17 protein-coding genes and 1 tRNA gene are annotated in these 16,721 nt (G+C 73.5%); 13 read left to right on the top strand and 5 right to left on the bottom strand.

Features of this window, described 5'->3' with window-relative positions; genetic code table 11:
* Positions 1-45 precede the first annotated feature (45 nt).
* The 9 genes from GNZ18_RS22930 to GNZ18_RS22890 all read left to right on the top strand — a co-directional run bounded on the left by GNZ18_RS22930 (position 46) and on the right by GNZ18_RS22890 (position 10,892).
* Positions 46-750 (top strand): ArsR/SmtB family transcription factor, encoded by a 705-nt coding sequence (locus tag GNZ18_RS22930; RefSeq protein WP_156218600.1) that lies wholly within the window; start codon positions 46-48, stop codon positions 748-750.
* Positions 747-1,760: a chorismate-binding protein gene (locus tag GNZ18_RS22925; protein ID WP_312874684.1), complete on the top strand. Its 1,014-nt coding sequence runs from the start codon at positions 747-749 to the stop codon at positions 1,758-1,760. Before GNZ18_RS22930 ends, GNZ18_RS22925 begins: the two co-directional genes overlap by 4 nt.
* The gene (locus GNZ18_RS22920; protein WP_156218826.1) at positions 1,735-2,547 is read left to right on the top strand and encodes an aminotransferase class IV; all 813 of its coding nucleotides are present in this window, start codon (positions 1,735-1,737) and stop codon (positions 2,545-2,547) included. The genes GNZ18_RS22925 and GNZ18_RS22920 overlap by 26 nt, the downstream gene beginning before the upstream one ends.
* A 128-nt stretch (positions 2,548-2,675) precedes the next feature.
* Positions 2,676-4,115: an extracellular solute-binding protein gene (locus GNZ18_RS22915; protein ID WP_246250213.1), complete on the top strand. Its 1,440-nt coding sequence runs from the start codon at positions 2,676-2,678 to the stop codon at positions 4,113-4,115.
* Positions 4,087-5,034 carry a carbohydrate ABC transporter permease gene (locus GNZ18_RS22910; protein ID WP_312874683.1) on the top strand — a complete coding sequence of 316 codons (948 nt, stop codon included), beginning with the start codon at positions 4,087-4,089 and terminating at the stop codon, positions 5,032-5,034. Before GNZ18_RS22915 ends, GNZ18_RS22910 begins: the two co-directional genes overlap by 29 nt.
* Positions 5,031-5,858 (top strand): carbohydrate ABC transporter permease, encoded by an 828-nt coding sequence (locus tag GNZ18_RS22905; RefSeq protein ID WP_312874682.1) that lies wholly within the window; start codon positions 5,031-5,033, stop codon positions 5,856-5,858. The genes GNZ18_RS22910 and GNZ18_RS22905 overlap by 4 nt, the downstream gene beginning before the upstream one ends.
* Positions 5,858-6,973 (top strand): ABC transporter ATP-binding protein, encoded by a 1,116-nt coding sequence (locus tag GNZ18_RS22900; protein ID WP_156218599.1) that lies wholly within the window; start codon positions 5,858-5,860, stop codon positions 6,971-6,973. Before GNZ18_RS22905 ends, GNZ18_RS22900 begins: the two co-directional genes overlap by 1 nt.
* A complete protein-coding gene (locus GNZ18_RS22895) occupies positions 6,970-8,178 on the top strand; it encodes a CehA/McbA family metallohydrolase (protein ID WP_156218598.1) in 1,209 nt (402 codons plus the stop codon). Before GNZ18_RS22900 ends, GNZ18_RS22895 begins: the two co-directional genes overlap by 4 nt.
* Positions 8,169-10,892, top strand: coding sequence for a glycoside hydrolase family 38 N-terminal domain-containing protein (locus GNZ18_RS22890; RefSeq protein ID WP_312874681.1), 2,724 nt, complete (start codon positions 8,169-8,171; stop codon positions 10,890-10,892). Before GNZ18_RS22895 ends, GNZ18_RS22890 begins: the two co-directional genes overlap by 10 nt.
* A 32-nt stretch (positions 10,893-10,924) precedes the next feature.
* Here the strand turns inward: GNZ18_RS22890 and ppgK are convergent, their stop codons facing one another.
* The 3 genes from ppgK to GNZ18_RS22875 are packed head-to-tail and all read right to left on the bottom strand — an operon-like array spanning position 10,925 to position 12,778.
* A complete protein-coding gene (ppgK, locus tag GNZ18_RS22885; RefSeq protein ID WP_156218597.1) occupies positions 10,925-11,680 on the bottom strand; it encodes a polyphosphate--glucose phosphotransferase in 756 nt (251 codons plus the stop codon).
* A gap of 10 nt (positions 11,681-11,690) precedes the next feature.
* Positions 11,691-12,008 (bottom strand): DMT family transporter, encoded by a 318-nt coding sequence (locus tag GNZ18_RS22880; protein ID WP_156218596.1) that lies wholly within the window; start codon positions 12,006-12,008, stop codon positions 11,691-11,693.
* Positions 12,008-12,778 (bottom strand): SDR family oxidoreductase, encoded by a 771-nt coding sequence (locus tag GNZ18_RS22875; RefSeq protein WP_246250211.1) that lies wholly within the window; start codon positions 12,776-12,778, stop codon positions 12,008-12,010. The genes GNZ18_RS22880 and GNZ18_RS22875 overlap by 1 nt, the downstream gene beginning before the upstream one ends.
* Positions 12,779-12,855: 77 nt before the next feature.
* Here GNZ18_RS22875 and GNZ18_RS22870 point away from each other — a divergent pair, with 77 nt between their 5' ends.
* The gene (locus GNZ18_RS22870) at positions 12,856-13,464 is read left to right on the top strand and encodes a TetR/AcrR family transcriptional regulator (RefSeq protein WP_156218594.1); all 609 of its coding nucleotides are present in this window, start codon (positions 12,856-12,858) and stop codon (positions 13,462-13,464) included.
* A gap of 49 nt (positions 13,465-13,513) precedes the next feature.
* Positions 13,514-14,917, top strand: coding sequence for a Si-specific NAD(P)(+) transhydrogenase (sthA, locus tag GNZ18_RS22865; RefSeq protein WP_312874680.1), 1,404 nt, complete (start codon positions 13,514-13,516; stop codon positions 14,915-14,917).
* Here the strand turns inward: sthA and GNZ18_RS22860 are convergent, their stop codons facing one another.
* Positions 14,918-15,337: an SsgA family sporulation/cell division regulator gene (locus tag GNZ18_RS22860; RefSeq protein WP_156218592.1), complete on the bottom strand. Its 420-nt coding sequence runs from the start codon at positions 15,335-15,337 to the stop codon at positions 14,918-14,920.
* Positions 15,338-15,637: 300 nt separating this feature from the next.
* On the opposite strand from GNZ18_RS22860, the gene GNZ18_RS22855 reads away from it, so the two are divergent.
* The gene (locus tag GNZ18_RS22855) at positions 15,638-16,054 is read left to right on the top strand and encodes a PGPGW domain-containing protein (RefSeq protein WP_214619821.1); all 417 of its coding nucleotides are present in this window, start codon (positions 15,638-15,640) and stop codon (positions 16,052-16,054) included.
* Positions 16,055-16,147: 93 nt separating this feature from the next.
* Positions 16,148-16,219, top strand: a tRNA-Val gene (locus GNZ18_RS22850).
* Between the two features lie 187 nt (positions 16,220-16,406).
* Here the strand turns inward: GNZ18_RS22850 and GNZ18_RS22845 are convergent.
* Entirely contained in the window at positions 16,407-16,664 is a 258-nt protein-coding gene (locus GNZ18_RS22845) for a hypothetical protein (RefSeq protein WP_156218591.1), read from the bottom strand.
* Between the last annotated feature and the right edge of the window lie 57 nt (positions 16,665-16,721).

Genomic DNA, 16,721 nt, shown 5'->3' with positions numbered 1-16,721 from the left:
GTCGCTTCGACGGGCGTCGAAGGATGCGGCGCATAGGCTCGTCGTATGGACTCCGAACATGTCCTCACCTCCGACTTCGCGCCGGTGGCGGCGCTGCTGGCCGATCGGGCGCGGGCCGCGATGCTGACGGCGCTGCTGGACGGGCGGCCGCTGGCGGCCGGGGAACTGGCCCGCACGGCGGGCGTCAGCGCGCAGACCGCGAGCGCCCATCTGGCGCGGTTGCTGGACGGCGGGCTCGTCACGGTGATCAAGCAGGGCCGGTGGCGGTACTACCGGCTGAACGGCGCCGAGGTCGCGCTGGTGATCGAGGCGCTGTCGCGGATCAGCCCGTCGGTGCGGGCGCGGAGCCTGCGGCAGTCGCGGGACGCGGCGCGGCTGCACGTGGCGCGGACCTGCTATGACCATCTTGCGGGCGAGGCCGGGGTCGCGTTGTTCGCGGCGCTGCTGGACGCCGGCCTGATCGAGCCCGACGGCGAGGAGGCGTACGAGGTCACCGGGAAGGGCGAGGAGCGGTTCGAGGCGCTCGGGCTGGACGTTCCGGCGCTGCGGAAGGCGCGGCGGAGGTTCGCCTGGCAGTGCCTCGACTGGACGGAGCGGCGCCCGCATCTGAACGGGGCGCTCGGGGCGGCGCTGACGAGCCGGATGATCGAGCTGGGCTGGTTCGAGCGGGGCACGACGCGGCGGGCGCTGCGGGTGACCGACGCCGGGCTGGCCGGCCTCGCGGACTCGTTCGGGTGCGTCCTGCCGTGAACTTCGCCTATGCGGGGGGACTGCTGGCGACGGGCCTCGCGGACGTGACCGACGACCCGGCGGCGCTGGACTCCCGGGGGTGGTGGGCGGTCGTGGTCACCTATGAGGGCGAGGTCACCTGCGCGCGGTTCGACGACGTGCGTCCCGCGAGGCATCCGGGGGGCGTGTGGCGCGCGCCGGGGGAGTGGGCCTCCTCGCTGGACGAGGCGCGGTACGTGGCGGGCGTCGAGCGGATCAGGGACGCGATCGCGGACGGGATCGTCTACCAGGCGAACCTGTGCCGGGTGCTGTCCGCGCCGCTGGCGGACGGCGCCGACATCGCCGGGCTCGGGGCGCGGCTGGCGCGCGGCAACCCGGCGCCGTACGCGATGACGCTGCGGGTGCCGGGCCTTGAGGTCGCGTGCGCGTCGCCCGAGCTCTACCTGCGGCGGGACGGGGACGTGGTGGAGTCCCGTCCGATCAAGGGCACCGGCCGGACGGCCGCCGACCTGCTGCCCAAGGACGAGGCCGAGAACATCATGATCGTCGATCTCGTCCGGAACGACCTCGGGCGGGTCGCCGAGACCGGGTCGGTGCGGGTGCCGGGGCTGTGCGAGCTGGAGGAGCATCCGGGGCTCGTCCACCTGGTGTCGACGGTGCGGGCGCGGGTGACGCGGGGCGGGTGGCCCGGTCTACTGGCGGCGACGTTTCCTCCGGGTTCGGTGACAGGCGCGCCGAAGTCCAGCGCCCTGGCGCTGCTGGATGAACTCGAACCCGTGCCCCGGGGCCCGTACTGTGGGGCCGTCGGCTGGGTGGACGCGGACTCCCGGCGGGGCGCGCTCGCGGTGGGCATCCGGAGTTTCTGGGCGGTGGACGGAGTGCTCCGGTTCGGCACGGGCGCGGGCATCACGTGGGGGTCCGATCCGCGAGGGGAATGGCGTGAGACCGAGCTGAAGGCGGCTCGGCTACTGGAGGTGGCCTCGGGTGAGCGAGCCCAGGATCTGGATGAACGGGGAACTGCTCGACGCTGAGCGGGCCGTGGTGTCGGTGTTCGACCACGGCGTCCTCGTCGGGGACGGGATCTTCGAGACGGTGAAGGCGTCGCGCGGGGAGCCGTTCGCCCTGACCCGGCATCTGCGGCGGCTCGCCCGCTCGGCGGCGGCCCTCGGGCTGCCCGAGCCCGACCACGACGCGCTCGCCCAGGGCGTGCTGGAGGTGCTGGCGGCGGCGCCGAGGTGGCCGCTGGCGCGGATCCGCATCACCTGCACGAGCGGGCCGGGGCCGCTCGGCTCGAACCGGGGCGACGCGGGCCCGACCGTGACGATCATCGTGGCGGAGCAGCGCCCGTTCCCCGCGACGGCGGAGGTGACGGTGGTGCCGTGGCCGCGCAACGAGCGGGGCGCGCTGGCCGGTGTGAAGACCACGTCCTACGCCGAGAACGCGGTCGCGCTCGCGTTCGCGACCGAGCGCGGCGGCGGTGAGGCGATCTTCGGCAACCTCGCGGGGAACCTGTGCGAGGGCACCGGCAGCAACGTGTTCGTGGTGCGCGGCGGCCGGCTGCTCACGCCGCCGCTGTCGGCGGGCTGCCTGGCCGGGGTGACGCGCGAGCTGGCGCTGGAGTGGTGCGGCGGCGAGGAGGAGGACGTCCCGCTCGACGCCCTGCACAGTGCGGACGAGGCGTTCCTGACCTCCACGACGCGCGACATCCAGCCGATCCGGGTCGTGGACGGGCGGGCCCTGCCCGCCGCGCCGGGCCCGATCACCGCCAAGGCGATGGAGGCGTTCGCCGCGCACGCGGCCGACCTCATGGACCCCTGACCGCCCGCCGCCCGCCACCGCCCGCCGGTCGCCGTTCACCGGCCGGTCGCCCCGATTCCGGTATCCGGGGTCTTTACGTGATGGCGGACATCGGTCACGTTGAGTGGTGACGCGTGTGGAGGTCACCCATGGTCTTCTCCGGTACGGGCTTACCCGGCGGACGGATCGGCGCGGCGGCGCTCGCGGCGGTGGTCATGGCAATGGTCATGGCGGTGGTCGCGGCCGGATGCGGCGGCGGATCCCCGGCCGACCCCGATCGGGGCCGGGACGCCAAGAGCCTCACCCTGACGATCACGCGCAACGCCATCGCGGGCGGCAAGAACGCCGAGGAGGCCGAGTGGATCACCAGGACGGTGATCCCGGGGTTCGTCGCGGCGCAGAAGGCCAAGGGCGTCACCGCGAAGGTGACGTTCCGCGGGCAGGGCGTGGCCGACGAGGCCTACAAGACCAGGCTCGCGCTCGACCTGAAGTCCCGCTCCGGCGCCGACATCGTGGACATCGACGGCATCTGGGTGGGGGAGTTCGCCCAGGCGGGCTACATCCGGCCGCTCGGCGACGTCGTGGGCCCTCCGGCGGACGCCTGGGACGGCTGGACGGCGATCCCCGCGTCCATCCAGAGGCAGGCGTCGTTCGAGGGGAGGCGCTACGGCGTCCCGCCCTCGACCGACGGCCGCGTCCTGTACTTCAACCGGAGGCTGTTCGCGCGGGCCGGGCTCCCCGCGGCCTGGCAGCCGCGGAGCTGGCAGGACGTCCTCGCGGCGGCGCGGGCGCTGAAGCGGCTCCCCGGCGTGACGCCCGTCCAGTTGGACGCGGGCACGGCGATGGGCGAGGCGACCAGCATGCAGGGCGTGCTGCCGCTGCTGGCCGGTGCCGGGGCCGAGATCTACTCCGGCGGCAAATGGACGGGCGGCGGGCAGGCCCTCCAGCAGGTCCTGGGCCTGTACGCGCAGATCTACGGGCCGGAGGGGCTCGGCGACCCGAAGCTCCAGCAGGAGGCCAAGGGGCGCGACAAGTCCTTCGAGGAGTTCGCGGCGGGCAGGATCGGGATCCTTGCCGAGGGCGACTACCTCTGGCGCGACGTCCTCAATCCCAAGAGCGGCGTCGCGCGGATGAGGACCCGTGACCAGGACGTCGGCTACGCGCTCATCCCGGCCGTCGCGCCGGGGAGGGGCGTGCGCGGCCAGTCGTTCGTGAGCATGTCGGGCGGGGCGGTCACCGTCCTCAACCCGAACACCAAGTACCCGCAGCAGGCGTTCGCGCTCCTGGCCTACATGAACTCCGCCGAGATGACGCGGGCGCGGACGGCCGGAACGCCGGAGATCACGTCCCGGACGGACGTGAACAAGCAGATCCTCGCGGGCGACCCGTTCCTGACGTTCGTGTCGGAGAAGGCGCTGCCCGTCACGTCCTACCGGCCGGGGCTCGCGGTGTACCCGCGGGTGTCCACCGCCTTGCAGGAGGCCACGGCCGCCGTCGTGTCGGGCACGAGCCCGCAGGACGCGGCCGCCCGCTACTCCGAGAAGCTGGAGGGGATCGTCGGTGGCGCCGCCAACGTCGCCGCGCGCTGACGTCGCCGCCGAGCCCGCCCGGTCCGGCGCGGACGACGCGGCGGGCCTCGGCCGGGCCCGCGCCGCGGCGTTCGTCGCGCCCGCGCTGGTCCTCGTCGCGGTGTTCCTCGTCTTCCCGGCGCTGTGGACGCTCTACCTCGGCACCACCGACTACCGGCTCACCGGCGTCGCGGCGAGCGAGCCCCGGTTCGTCGGCACCGCCAACTACCGCGACGTCCTCGGCGACGGCGACTTCCACCGGTCGCTGTGGCTGACGGCGCAGTTCGTCATCGGGTCGGCGGTGCTCGGGCAGACGCTGCTGGGGTTCGCCGTCGCCTGGGTGATGCGCGACCGGCCGGGGCCGGTGCGGCGGCTGGTGGAGGGGCTGGTGCTGCTGGCGTGGATCCTGCCGTCCTCGGTCATCGCGTTCCTGTGGATCGCGCTGCTCGACCGCGACGGCGGCACGCTGAACGCGCTGCTCGGCACGCCGGGGACGGCGTGGCTGCTCGACCATCCGATGGGGTGCGTCATCGTGTTCAACGTCTGGCACGGGACGGCGTTCTCGATGATGCTGTACGGAGCGGCGCTCGGGAACGTGCCGCCCTCCCATCTGGAGACCGCCGCGCTCGCGGGCGCCTCGACCCTCCAGACGCTGCGGGACGTGGTCTACCCGCGCGTGCGCGGCCACGTCCTGACGAGCCTGCTGCTGGTCGGGCTGTGGACGTTCAACGACTTCACCCCGTTCCTGATCACGGCGGGCGGGCCGGACGGGCGCTCGGAGATCATGTCGGTGTACGTCTACCGGACCGCGCTCGGCGACGGGCGGCTCGGCGCCGGGGCCGCGGTCTCGCTCATCATGATCCTGATCAACCTGGCGATCGCGCTGGTCTACCTGCGCGCCCTGCGCGCCCGCCGCGCCGCCCCGGCGGGGGCGTCGTGAACGAGGCCGTGCGCGGGGCGCTCCGCCGGATCGGGCTGGCGACGTTCGTGTCGGCCGTGCTCGGGTTCTTCTCGCTGCCGCTGCTGTGGCTGGCGTTCGCGCCGTTCGACGCCGACCCGGGCGTCTCCGCCTCGCTGCCCGAGTTCACCCTGCACAACTTCCGCGTGCTGATGGACAACCCCTACGCGCTGGCGTCGCTGCGCAACTCCGTCCTGCTCGCGGGCGGGACGGCCGCGCTGGTCGTCACGTGCGCGGCGCTCGCGGCGTACGCGCTCAGCCGGGTCCGCGTGCCGGGTCGGGACGCGCTGCTGTACGTCCTGCTCCTACTGTCGTCCATCGTCACCGGGACGGCCGCGATGGTGCCGGTGTTCCTGCTGGCCTTCGACCTGCACCTGATCGACTCGCGGCTCGGGGTGGTGCTGGTGCTGACCGGCGGGCTGCTGCCCGCGGCGATCTTCCTGCTGAAGGACTTCACCGACGCCACGCCCCCCTCCTACGAGGAGGCGGCGCGGGTGTTCGGCGCGTCGCCGCTCCAGGTGCTGCGGCACGTCGTCGTCCCGGTGATCAGGCCGGGCCTCGCCACCGTCGGGGTCTGGGCGGTCGCGCAGGTGTGGGGCGACTTCCTGATGCCGTTCCTGCTGCTCCGCGACCCGGACAAGGCGCCCGCCTCGGTCGTCATGTACACGTTCTACACCGAGGGCGGCCAGCCGGACCTCGCGCTGATCTCGACGTTCTCGCTGCTGTACTCCCTGCCGGTCGTGGCGATGTACCTGTTCGTGAGCCGCCGGTACGGGTTCCGCTTCCACGGAGGGATCAAGCGCTGATGGCGGCCATCACCGTGCGCGGGCTGACGAAGGTGTACCCCGGCGGCGTCCGCGCCCTGGACGCGCTCGGCCTGGACGTGGCGGACGGCGAGTTCTTCGCGCTGCTCGGCCCGTCCGGCTGCGGCAAGACGACGCTGCTGCGCACGATCGCCGGGCTGGAGGCCGCCTCCGGCGGGACGGTCGCCTTCGACGGCGGCGAGGTGACCCGGCTGCCGCCCGGACGGCGCGGGGTCGGGATGGTCTTCCAGGACTACGCGCTCTTCCCGCACATGACCGTCCTGGACAACATCGCCTACCCGCTGCGCGTCCGGCGGCGGCCGCGCGCGGACCGGCACGCGCGCGCCGCCGACGCCGCGCGCCTCCTCGGTCTCGCGGGGCTGGAGGCGCGCCGCCCGGGGGAGCTGTCGGGCGGCCAGCAGCAGCGGGTCGCGCTGGCCCGCGCGCTGGTGGCCGAGCCCCGCGTGTTCCTGCTGGACGAGCCGCTGTCCAACCTCGACGCGCGGCTGCGGCTGGAGGCGCGCACCCGGCTCAAGCGGCTCCAGCGCGACCTCGCGATCACGACCGTGTTCGTCACGCACGACCAGGCGGAGGCGCTCGCGCTCGCCGACCGGATCGCGGTGATGGAGGCGGGCCGGATCCGGCAGCTCGGCACGCCGGAGGAGGTGTTCCGCCGCCCCGCGAACGTGTTCGCCGCCTCGTTCATCGGCTCGACGCCCATGAACCTGCTGGCCGGGACGGTCCGGGACGGCCGTGTCGCCGTCGCCGGGGCGGAGCTGCCCGTCCCGGACGAGGCGCGCGGACGCCTCGGCGAGGGGGAGGAGATCGTCTGCGGGGTACGACCCGAGTACCTGGACTACGCCTCGGAGGCGACCGAGGGGGCCTTCCCCGGGATCGTGTCGGTCGTCGAGCACCTCGGCGGTTCGGCACTGGTGACCCTGGACGGCGCGGGCGGCGCCGTGCACGTTGTGGTCGGGGAGGGCCGCGAGCCCGAACCGGGAGCAGCGGGGTGGGCCGTCCCCCGCCCCGGGCGCGTCCTGGTCTACCGGGACGGCGAGCTGGTCACGGGCGGCGAGGAGGAGGAAACGCGGATGGACACGACTGGAGGACGCCGATGACCGCGCACAGCGGGCGCTGGAGCCTGGAGGACCGGCTGGAGCGGGGCCTGCGCGAGCTGCCCTTCGAGGTTCCGCCGGGAACGGCGTCCCTGACCGTCGAGCTGTCGTTCGAGGGCGGCGTCATCGACCTCGGGTGCCACGGCCCGGACGGGTTCCGGGGCTGGTCGGGCGGCGCCCGCCGCCGCTACACCGTGACGCCCGACTGGGCCACGCCCGGGTACCTGCCCGGCGAGCTGGAGCCGGGCCTGTGGCACGTGTGGCTCGGCCTGCACCGCGTCCCGCCGGGCGGCGTGCCCTACGAGGTCGCGGTCACCACGTCCCCGGTGCCGCTCCCGAAGCCCGAGGCCGAGACCCTGGCGCCGCGTCCCGAGCGCCCGCCCGCGCGCGACCTCCCGGCGCCCGCCGGGTGGCGCTGGCTGGCCGGCGACCTGCACGCCCACACCGTCCACAGCGACGGGACGCTCACCGTCGACGAGCTGGCGGGCCGCGCCGCGGCCCGGGGGCTGGACTTCCTGGCGGTGACCGACCACAACACCGTCAGCCACCATCCGGAGCTGCCCGCCGCCGGGGCGCACGCCGGGGTCGTCCTCGTGCCGGGCCAGGAGGTCACCACCGACCTCGGGCACGCGAACGTCTTCGGCGACACCGGCTGGGTCGACTTCCGGCGCCCGAGCGCCGACTGGGCGCGCTACGCCGCCGACCGGGGCGGGGTGATGTCGATCAACCATCCGCTGAGCGGCGACTGCGCCTGGCGCCGCCCGCTGCCCGAGGCCGACCGCCCGCCGCTGGTCGAGATCTGGCACTCCTCCTGGTGGGACCGCACCTGGGGCGCGCCGCTCGCCTGGACCGACCTGTGGCTGCCGGGCGGCGCCGTCCCGGTCGGCGGCAGCGACTTCCACGACCCGGCGCAGCACAAGATCCTCGGGGAGCCCACGACCTGGGTGCTGGCCGAGGACGCCTCGGCGGACGGGGTGGTCGCCGCGCTGCGCTCCGGCCGCACGTCCGTCTCCTCCGGCCCACGCGCGCCCGTGCTGCTGCGCGTGGAGGACGACCTGGTCGCGCTCGACGCGGACGGGACCGTCCTGGTCGGGCCGGGCGGCCGGCGCGTGGCGATCCGGGGCGACCACGTCGCCGTCCCGGCGAAGGACCCCGGCATGCACCGCCTGGAGACCCACACGAACGAGGTGATCGCCCTGTGCGGGTGAAAACCGAGGCGGGCCCGATCGTCGTCGTTCCCCACACCCACTGGGACCGCGAGTGGTACCTGCCGTTCCAGCGTTTCCGGCTGCGGCTGGTGTCGCTGCTCGACGGCGTCGTCGAGCGGATGGCCGCCGACCCGCGCTGGCGCTTCACCCTGGACGGCCAGATGGCGGCCGTCGACGACTACCTGGAGATCCGTCCCGAGCGCCGGGAGGAGATCGTCGCGCTCGTCCGGGAGGGGCGGCTCGCCGTCGGCCCCTGGCAGATCCTCCACGACGAGTTCCTGTGCTCGGGGGAGACCATCGTCCGGAACCTGGAGCTCGGGCTGCGGCGCGCGGAGGAGCTGGGCGCGGCGATGATGGTCGGCTACCTGCCCGACCAGTTCGGGCACTGCGCGCAGACGCCGCAGATCCTGCGGCTGGCGGGGCTGGAGCACGCGTGCGTGTGGCGGGGCGTCCCGTCCCGCGTCCAGGAGCACGCGTTCGCCTGGGAGGCGCCGGACGGGACCGTGATCCGCACCCAGTACCTCCCCGAGGGCGGCTACGGGAACGCGGCGTCGATGTTCGAGGACGGCGCGCCCGAGGGACGTGCCGCCGCGTTCGCCGAGGCGATGTCCCGCTGGCATCCGCGCGGCGGCCCGCTGCTGGCGATGTACGGCGCCGACCACACCGCGCCCGCCGCCGACCTCGCCGACCGGATCGCCGCCGCCGGTGATGGCATGCGGCTGGACACCCTCACCGGGTACATGGCCGCCGTCGGGCCGTCGGTGGAGGGGCTGACCCGCGTGCGCGGCGAACTGCGCTCGCACGCCCGCGCGAACATCCTGCCCGGGGTGATCTCGGCCCGGGTGAGGCTGAAGCAGCTCATGGGGCGGGGCGAACGGCTCGTCGAGCGGTACGCCGAGCCGCTCGCCGCGCTCTGGTACGCGGGCGACGCGCGGCGGTTCCTCGACCTGGCCTGGCGGCGGCTCGTCGAGGTGAGCTGCCACGACTCGGTCACCGGCTGCGGCGCCGACGAGACCGCCGAGCAGGTCGCGGCGCGGGCCGCCGAGGCCGGGCAGCTCGGCCGCGCCGTCCGCGACCTCGCGCTGGAGCGGTGGGCCGCCGGGGTCCCGCTCGGCGGGCACCTGGTGTTCAACCCGTCGCCGCGCGCCCGCCGGGGCGTGGTCGTCGTGGAGGTGCCCTCCGCCGGCGGGGACGGGCTGGTGACGGGGGAGGGGCGGCCGGTGCCCGTCCAGGTCCTGGAGACCGCGCCGACCGTGCTGGACGACGCCGTGCACCCGGCCTCGGACCTGCCGGTCCTGCTGGAGCGGATCTACGGGCGGGTCCTGTACGGGCGGGAGATCCGGGACTGGTCGGTGTCGCCCGCCGACCGCACGCTCACCTTCCACGTGACGGCCCGCGCGGACACGCGGTTCGACATCGGCGACGTCCGCGAGGCCCTGCGCGGCGCGGACGGCGACTGGCGGCTCCGCGTCCTCGCCGACCCGCGCCGCACGGTCGCCGCGCTCGTCCCCGCGCCCGCGCTGGGACTGACCGCCGTGGCACCGGCCTCTGTTCCGGCTCCGGCCGAGGTGGACGGCCCGGTGGTGGCGGACGCGTCCACGCTGGACAACGGGCTTCTGCGCGCCGAGGTCCGCGAGGACGGCACGCTGCGCCTGCGCACCCCGGCCGGGCAGGTCGTCGAGGGCGCGGGGCGGATCGTGGACGGCGGCGACCTCGGCGACACCTACAACCACGCCCCGCCCGCGCGGGACCGGCTCGTCGAGACGCCGCTGACCGTCCGCGTCGAGCCGGTGCGGCCCGGGCCGCTGGTGGCCGCGCTCGACATCGTCCGGACCTACCGCTGGCCCGCGTCCGGCGACGCCGCTTCTGACGCCCGCTCGGAGGATGGAGAGGACATCACGGTCGCCATGCGCGCCGAGCTGCGCGCGGGCGAGCCGTTCCTGCGGCTGCGGGTCGCGTTCGACAACCGGTGCGACGACCACCGCGTCCGGCTGCACCTGCCGCTGCCGCGCCGGGCGGAGTCCTCGTTCGCCGAGGGGCAGTTCGCGGTGGTCGAGCGCGGGACGGCCGCCGAGGGCGGGTTCGGGGAGCGTCCCGTCCCGACCTATCCCGCGTCGGCGTTCGTCGCGGCGGGCGGCCTCGCCGTCCTGCTGGAGCACGTGACCGAGTACGAGATCACCGGCGGGGGAGGCGAGCTGGCGCTCACCCTGCTGCGCTCGGTCGGGTACCTGTCCCGCGACCGCAACGCCTACCGCGACCAGCCCGCCGGGCCGCAGCTCCCGACGCCGCGGGCGCAGTGCCGGGGCGGGCGGACGGTCGGCCTCGCCCTGATGCCCCACGACGGCGACCGGCCCGGCCCGCGGGTCCTGGACGCCGCCGAGGAGTACCGGCACGACCTCGCGGCCACGGCCGGGTACGGGCCGGTCGGGGCGCCGGTCCCCGCGTCCCGCGAAGGTCTCACGCTCACCGGGCGCGGCGTCGCCCTGACGTCCCTGCGCCCCCGGGACGGCGGGTGGATCGAGGCCAGGATGGTCGCCCAGACGCCCGAGCCCGCCACGGCCGTCCTGCGCGGCCCCTTCACCGAGGCGGCCCGCGCCGATGCGCGCGGACGCCCCGGTGAGCCGCTGGAGGCCGCGGGCGGCGCGCTCACGCTCGCGCTGCGCCCGTGGGAGATCGCCACCGTCCGGCTCAGGACCGTCCAGGCGGGCCTCTAGGCGGGCCTCTAGGCGGGCCTCTAGGCGGGCCTCTAGGCGGGCGCGGTCTCCTCGGCCGCCGCCATCGCGGCACCGACGATCCCGGCGTTGTTGACCAGCGTCGCCGGGACGATCGGCGCCCGCACGCCCTTGATCAGCGGGACGAAGTGCTCGGACTTGCGGCTCACCCCGCCGCCGACGATGATCAGCGACGGCGAGATCAGCGCCTCCAGGTGCGCCATGTACTCGCCGAGCCGCTTCGCCCACTTCTCCCAGCCGAGGCCGTGCTCCTCGCGGGCCTTGGCGGACGCGCGCGCCTCCGCGTCCTTGCCGTGCAGTTGCAGATGCCCGAACTCGGTGTTGGGGACGAGCACACCGTCGGTGAACACGGCGCTGCCGATCCCGGTCCCGAGCGTGAGCAGCACGACCGTCCCGGTGCGGCCCTTCCCCGATCCGAGCCGCATCTCCGCGATCCCGGCGGCGTCGGCGTCGTTCAGCAGCGTCACCGGGCACCCGGTCGCCTTCGCGAACAGGCTCCGCGCGTCCTGCCCGATCCAGTGCTTGGACACGTTCGCCGCCGACAGCGTCACCCCGTCGATCACCACGCCCGGGAACGTCACGCCGACCGGGCCGTCCCAGGCGAAGTGCCGCACGATCTCGCCGACCACCTCCGCGACCGGCTCCGGCGCGGACGGTTTCGGCGTGTCGATGCGGTAGCGGTCCCGGGTGAACGTGCCGTCCGACAGATCGACCGGTGCGCCCTTGATGCCCGATCCGCCGATGTCGATGCCCAGCATCTGCGTCGTCATATCCCTATTACTACCCTTCGACCACCTTCAGACCGATAACTCCGATCAGGATCAGGCCGAGGCAGGCCACCCGGGCCGGGGTGACGCTCTCGCCGAGTGCGATCATGCCCGTCACCGCCACCCCGAGCGACCCGAGCCCCACCCACACCGCGTAGGCGGTCCCGACCGGCAGGTCGCGCAGCGCCACCGACAGCACCACGACGCTGAGCAGCGCCACCGACAGCCCGATCACGCTCGGCCAGAGCCGGGTGAAGCCCTCCGACTGCTTGAGCGCGGTCGCCCACACCAGCTCCAGGAGCGCCGCGATCACCAGGACGATCCAGGGCATCAGGCCGCGTACCCCCCGTCGACCGCGATCGACGCGCCGGTGACGTAGCCGCCGCCCGGTCCCGCCAGATGCGCGACCATCGCGGCGATCTCCTCGGCCCGCCCGTACCGGCCGAGCGCGGTGAACCCGCGCTCGAAGTCGGCGTCGGGGGAGTCGGCCGGGTTCATCTCGGTGTCGGTCGAGCCCGGCTGCACCACGTTCGCGGTGATCCCGCGCGGCCCGAGGTCGCGCGCCAGGCCGCGGGTCATGCCGATCAGCGCCGACTTGCTCATCGCGTACAGCGTCCACCCGGGGTAGGGGACGCGCTCGGCGAGGCTGCTGCCGATGCTCACGATCCGCCCGCCCTCGCCGAGGTGCCGCGCCGCCGCCTGCGCGGCGACGAACGCCGCCCGCACGTGGATGGCGAGCGTCCGGTCGATCTCCTCGGCCTGCACGTCCTCCAGCGGCCCGTACGGGGCGATGCCCGCGTTGTTGACCAGGACGTCGAGGCGGCCCAACTCCCGCGCCGCGGTGTCGACGGCGGACGCGACGGCCCCCGCGTCCGCGGCGTCCGCCTGGATCGCGAGGCCGCGCCGCCCCGCCGCCTCGATCTGCCGGACGACCTCCGCCGCCCGCTCCGGCGCCCGCACATAGGTGATCGCGACGTCCGCGCCCTCGCGCGCCAGCCGCAGCGCGATCGCCGCGCCGATGCCGCGCCCGCCCCCGGTCACCAGAGCCGCCCGTCCCGCCAGATCCGCCGCCATATCGGCCTCCCAGTATGTGGAGAACATTCCGGTTAGTGAGATTAACCGGAGAAGTCTCCGGATACAACTCCCGCTACCCTGCTGTGTCGAGAGAGGGGGGCGGGATGCGGGAACTGCCGGTCGTGGGCCGTCCACCGGCCGAGCGGGCGGACGCGGCGCACAACCGCCGGCGCATCCTGCGCGCCGCCGCCGAGGTGATCGCCACCCGCGGCCCCGAGGCCGTCTCCATGGACGAGGTGGCCCGCGCCGCGGGCGTCGGCGTCGGCACCGTCTACCGCCGCTTCGGCGACCGGTCCCGCCTCGTCTACGCGGTGATCGACGACCGCGAGCGCGAGTTCCAGGCCGCCTTCCTCCAGGGCCCGCCGCCGCTCGGCCCCGGCGCCGCCCCCCGCGACCGCCTCCGCGCCTTCCTGCACGCCCTCACCGACCGCATCGAGGCCCAGGCGGACCTGCTGCTGATGGCCGAGTCCGGGCCCCCCGACGCCCGTTTCCGGGACGGCTCGTACGAGCTGTACAACCGGCACCTGGCGATGCTGATCCGCGCCGTCCGCCCCGGCGCCGACGCCCTCTACCTCGCCGACGCCCTCCTGGCCCCGCTCGCCGCGCACCTGTACGTCCACCAGCGCCGCACCCGCGGCATGCCGGTCGAGCGGATCAAGGCGGGCCTGGACGACCTCCTCGCCGGCCTCGGCACCGGCGAAAACCCTGATTAATCCCTGTAAGGGGTTCGACCGGGCCGCGCGCTCCCGCCAGACTGGGTGCGTGACTGACTTCGATCTCCTCGTGCTCGGGTCCGGCCCCGGCGGGCAGCGCGCGGCCATCGCCGCCGCCAAGCTCGGCCGCCGCGTCGCCATCGTCGACCGCCGCGACATGGTGGGCGGCGTCTGCATCAACACCGGGACGATCCCGTCCAAGACGCTCCGCGAGGCCGTCCTGTACCTGACGGGCCTCAACCAGCGCGAACTGTACGGGCAGAGCTACCGGGTCAAGGACGAGATCACCGTCGCCGACCTCGGCATGCGCACCCAGCACGTCATCGGACGCGAGATCGACGTCATCCGCAGCCAGCTCGCCCGCAACCACGTCACGCTCCTCCAGGGCACGGGCCGCTTCCTGGAGCCGAACACCATCGGCGTCAGCAACGGCGCGGAGCGCGAGACCAAGGTCACCGCCGACCGCATCGTGATCGCGACCGGCACGACCCCCGCCCGGCCCGCCACCGTCGAGTTCGACGAGCGCACGGTGATCGACTCCGACGGCATCCTCCACCTGGACCGCGTCCCCGAGACCATGGTCGTCGTCGGCGCCGGGGTGATCGGCATCGAGTACGCCTCGATGTTCGCCGCGCTCGGCACCAAGGTGACCGTCGTCGAGCGGCGCGAGGGGATGCTGGAGTTCTGCGACCTGGAGATCGTCGAGGCCCTCAAGTACCACCTGCGCGACCTCGCGGTCACCTTCCGGTTCGGCGAGAGCGTCGCGTCGGTCGAGCGGATGCCGGGCGGCGCGATCACCGTCCTGGAGAGCGGCAAGCGCATCCCCGCCGACACCGTCATGTACTCCGCCGGACGCCAGGGCATGACCGGCGCGCTGGGGCTGGAGGCCGCCGGGCTCACCGCCGACCGGCGCGGCCGGATCAAGGTCGACGAGAACTACCGCACCGAGGTCCCGCACGTCTACGCGGTCGGCGACGTGATCGGCTTCCCGTCCCTGGCCGCCACCTCGATGGAGCAGGGCCGCCTCGCCGCCCACCACGCCTGCGGCGAGCCCGTCGAGGAGATCCTCGACCTCCAGCCCATCGGCATCTACACGATCCCCGAGATCAGCTTCGTCGGCCGCACCGAGGACGCGCTCACCGAGGCGAAGATCCCCTTCGAGGTCGGCGTGTCCCGCTACCGCGAGCTGGCCCGCGGCCAGATCATCGGCGACTCCTACGGGATGCTCAAGCTCCTGGTCTCACCCGAGGACCGCACGCTCCTCGGCGTCCACGTCTTCGGGACGGGCGCCACCGAACTCGTCCACATCGGTCAGACCGTGATGGGCTGCGGCGGCACCGTCGACTACCTGGTCAACGCGGTGTTCAACTACCCCACGCTGGCCGAGTCCTACAAGGTCGCCGCCCTCGACGCCACCAACAAGATGCGCCACATCGCCCGCCTCACCCGGTGATCAGGAGGGCCAGAGCAGGTTCTCCAGCTCGGCGTCGATGTCGATGAACTCGGTCTCCCGCCCCGCCGGCACGGCCTGGTACGTCCGGTGCAGGAAGTCGGCGAGGGGGGACAGGGGCACCTCGAACAGCGCGTTGCCGAACGGGGACGACAGCGCGATGTTCAACGTGGTGTCATCGTCCGGCGCCCCCGGCCAGACCTCCACGTCGCCGTCGCCGACCCTGCGCACGATGCCCACCGTCAGCAGCTCCCGCGCGAAGATCCACTCCACCGGTTCGTCGTCGCCGACGTAGAAGGCCATCCGGATGGCGTACGGGTCGTCCGCCGCGTACTCCAGCCCGGCGAGCAGGGGAACGGTCGTGCGGTCGGGGACGACGAGACGAAGGCCCAGCTCTGCTGAGACGGTGGTGCTGCTGTCCATGGCCATTCCTTCACACGTCGGTGCCGCTGCCTCACGCACGCTCCGGTGAGTCGCGCTGGTTTCCCTCTCACGGATGTCCCCGCGATCTATGACGCCTAACTGCCGGAACTCGGCCGAACATTCCGCCGCCCCCCGGCTGTGTGATCCATCTCACTGACCTAAAAGTACCTCCTGACCTGGGCAAAAGCGGATCATCAGGGCGATCTTCAACCCTCCCGCCTGGGGCATGTGTCACGATCGAGGGGGTACGTGGAACGCTCCAGTCGGCGCCTGGCCGACCCGCTGCCTTAAGGTAAAAACGTGGCAATAAACAATGAAAAGGACGCGGAAGCGGGCGCCTTCCACCGGTTCCGCGAGCGGGTCAGGCGCAACACGATCCTCAACACCGCCTGGCGCGTCGGCGTCTTCACCGTCGGCGCCACCGTCCTCGTGGGCGGCCTGGTGATGATGGTCACCCCCGGACCGGGCATCGTCGCCATCGTCCTCGGCCTGGCGATCCTCGCCACCGAGTTCGCCTGGGCCCAACGCGCCCTGGGCCGCGCCAAGGCCGCCGCCGAGCGCGCCAAGGAGAAGGCCCTGGACCCCCGCAAGAAGCGCCGCAACACCATCCTCGCCGTGCTGACGGGCCTCCTGGCCGGCGCCGCCGTGATCGCCTACCTGGTGGTCTACGGCTTCAACCTCCCCTGGAACGTGGAAGACCCGACCTTCTGGAACTGACGGCCGACCGCGCCCCCGAAACCGACGCGCGACCATCCCCCCGCATGCGCTAGAGTTTCCGACGTCGGCCACCCCCACACGACCGACGAGCAAGGGCGATTAGCTCAGTGGGAGAGCGCTTCGTTCACACCGAAGAGGCCACTGGTTCGAACCCAGTATCGCCCACTCCTACCCCACTGGCCTTCCCGCACTCCGGCCCCAGCGCCCGAGTGATCAACTGGGAGGAATCTGGGAGATCATCTCCCTCCCAGTCAAACGAGGTCACGAGAAGCTTGCCTGTTTCGTCACTCTGTGTAGTCGAAGGTGGGGCGGCGGGCTGTGCCGACTCCACCCCACCTCCGGCTACACCGCGCTAGGCGCTCACGGCTTTGAGCTCGGGTCTCCTCTTCTTCTGCTGAGCGGTTTCCAGAAGCTCGTTGAGTAGCGGGACCGGGGATGTCGCGCTGAGCAGGAGCCTCTCGCGCAGAGCTTCCTCCCACCGCCGTTGGAGCTTGGCCTTCAGCTCGGTTCGCATGGCATCGGAGACATGGGAGTACACGCCGCGAATGCCCGGGAGGGTGTGCCCTAGCCGCTCGGCTTGAAGCACTTCGGGCACACCGTCCTCGATCATCCAGGTCTTGTGACCGTGGCGCAGTCCGTGTGGTGTGAGCCCCTCCAGGAGCGGGAG

This window comes from Actinomadura litoris (assembly GCF_009733595.1).
Classification (GTDB): domain Bacteria; phylum Actinomycetota; class Actinomycetes; order Streptosporangiales; family Streptosporangiaceae; genus Spirillospora; species Spirillospora litoris.
The sequence above is the reverse complement of the archived record's forward strand: the minus strand, read 5'-3'. Positions and strand labels throughout refer to the sequence as shown.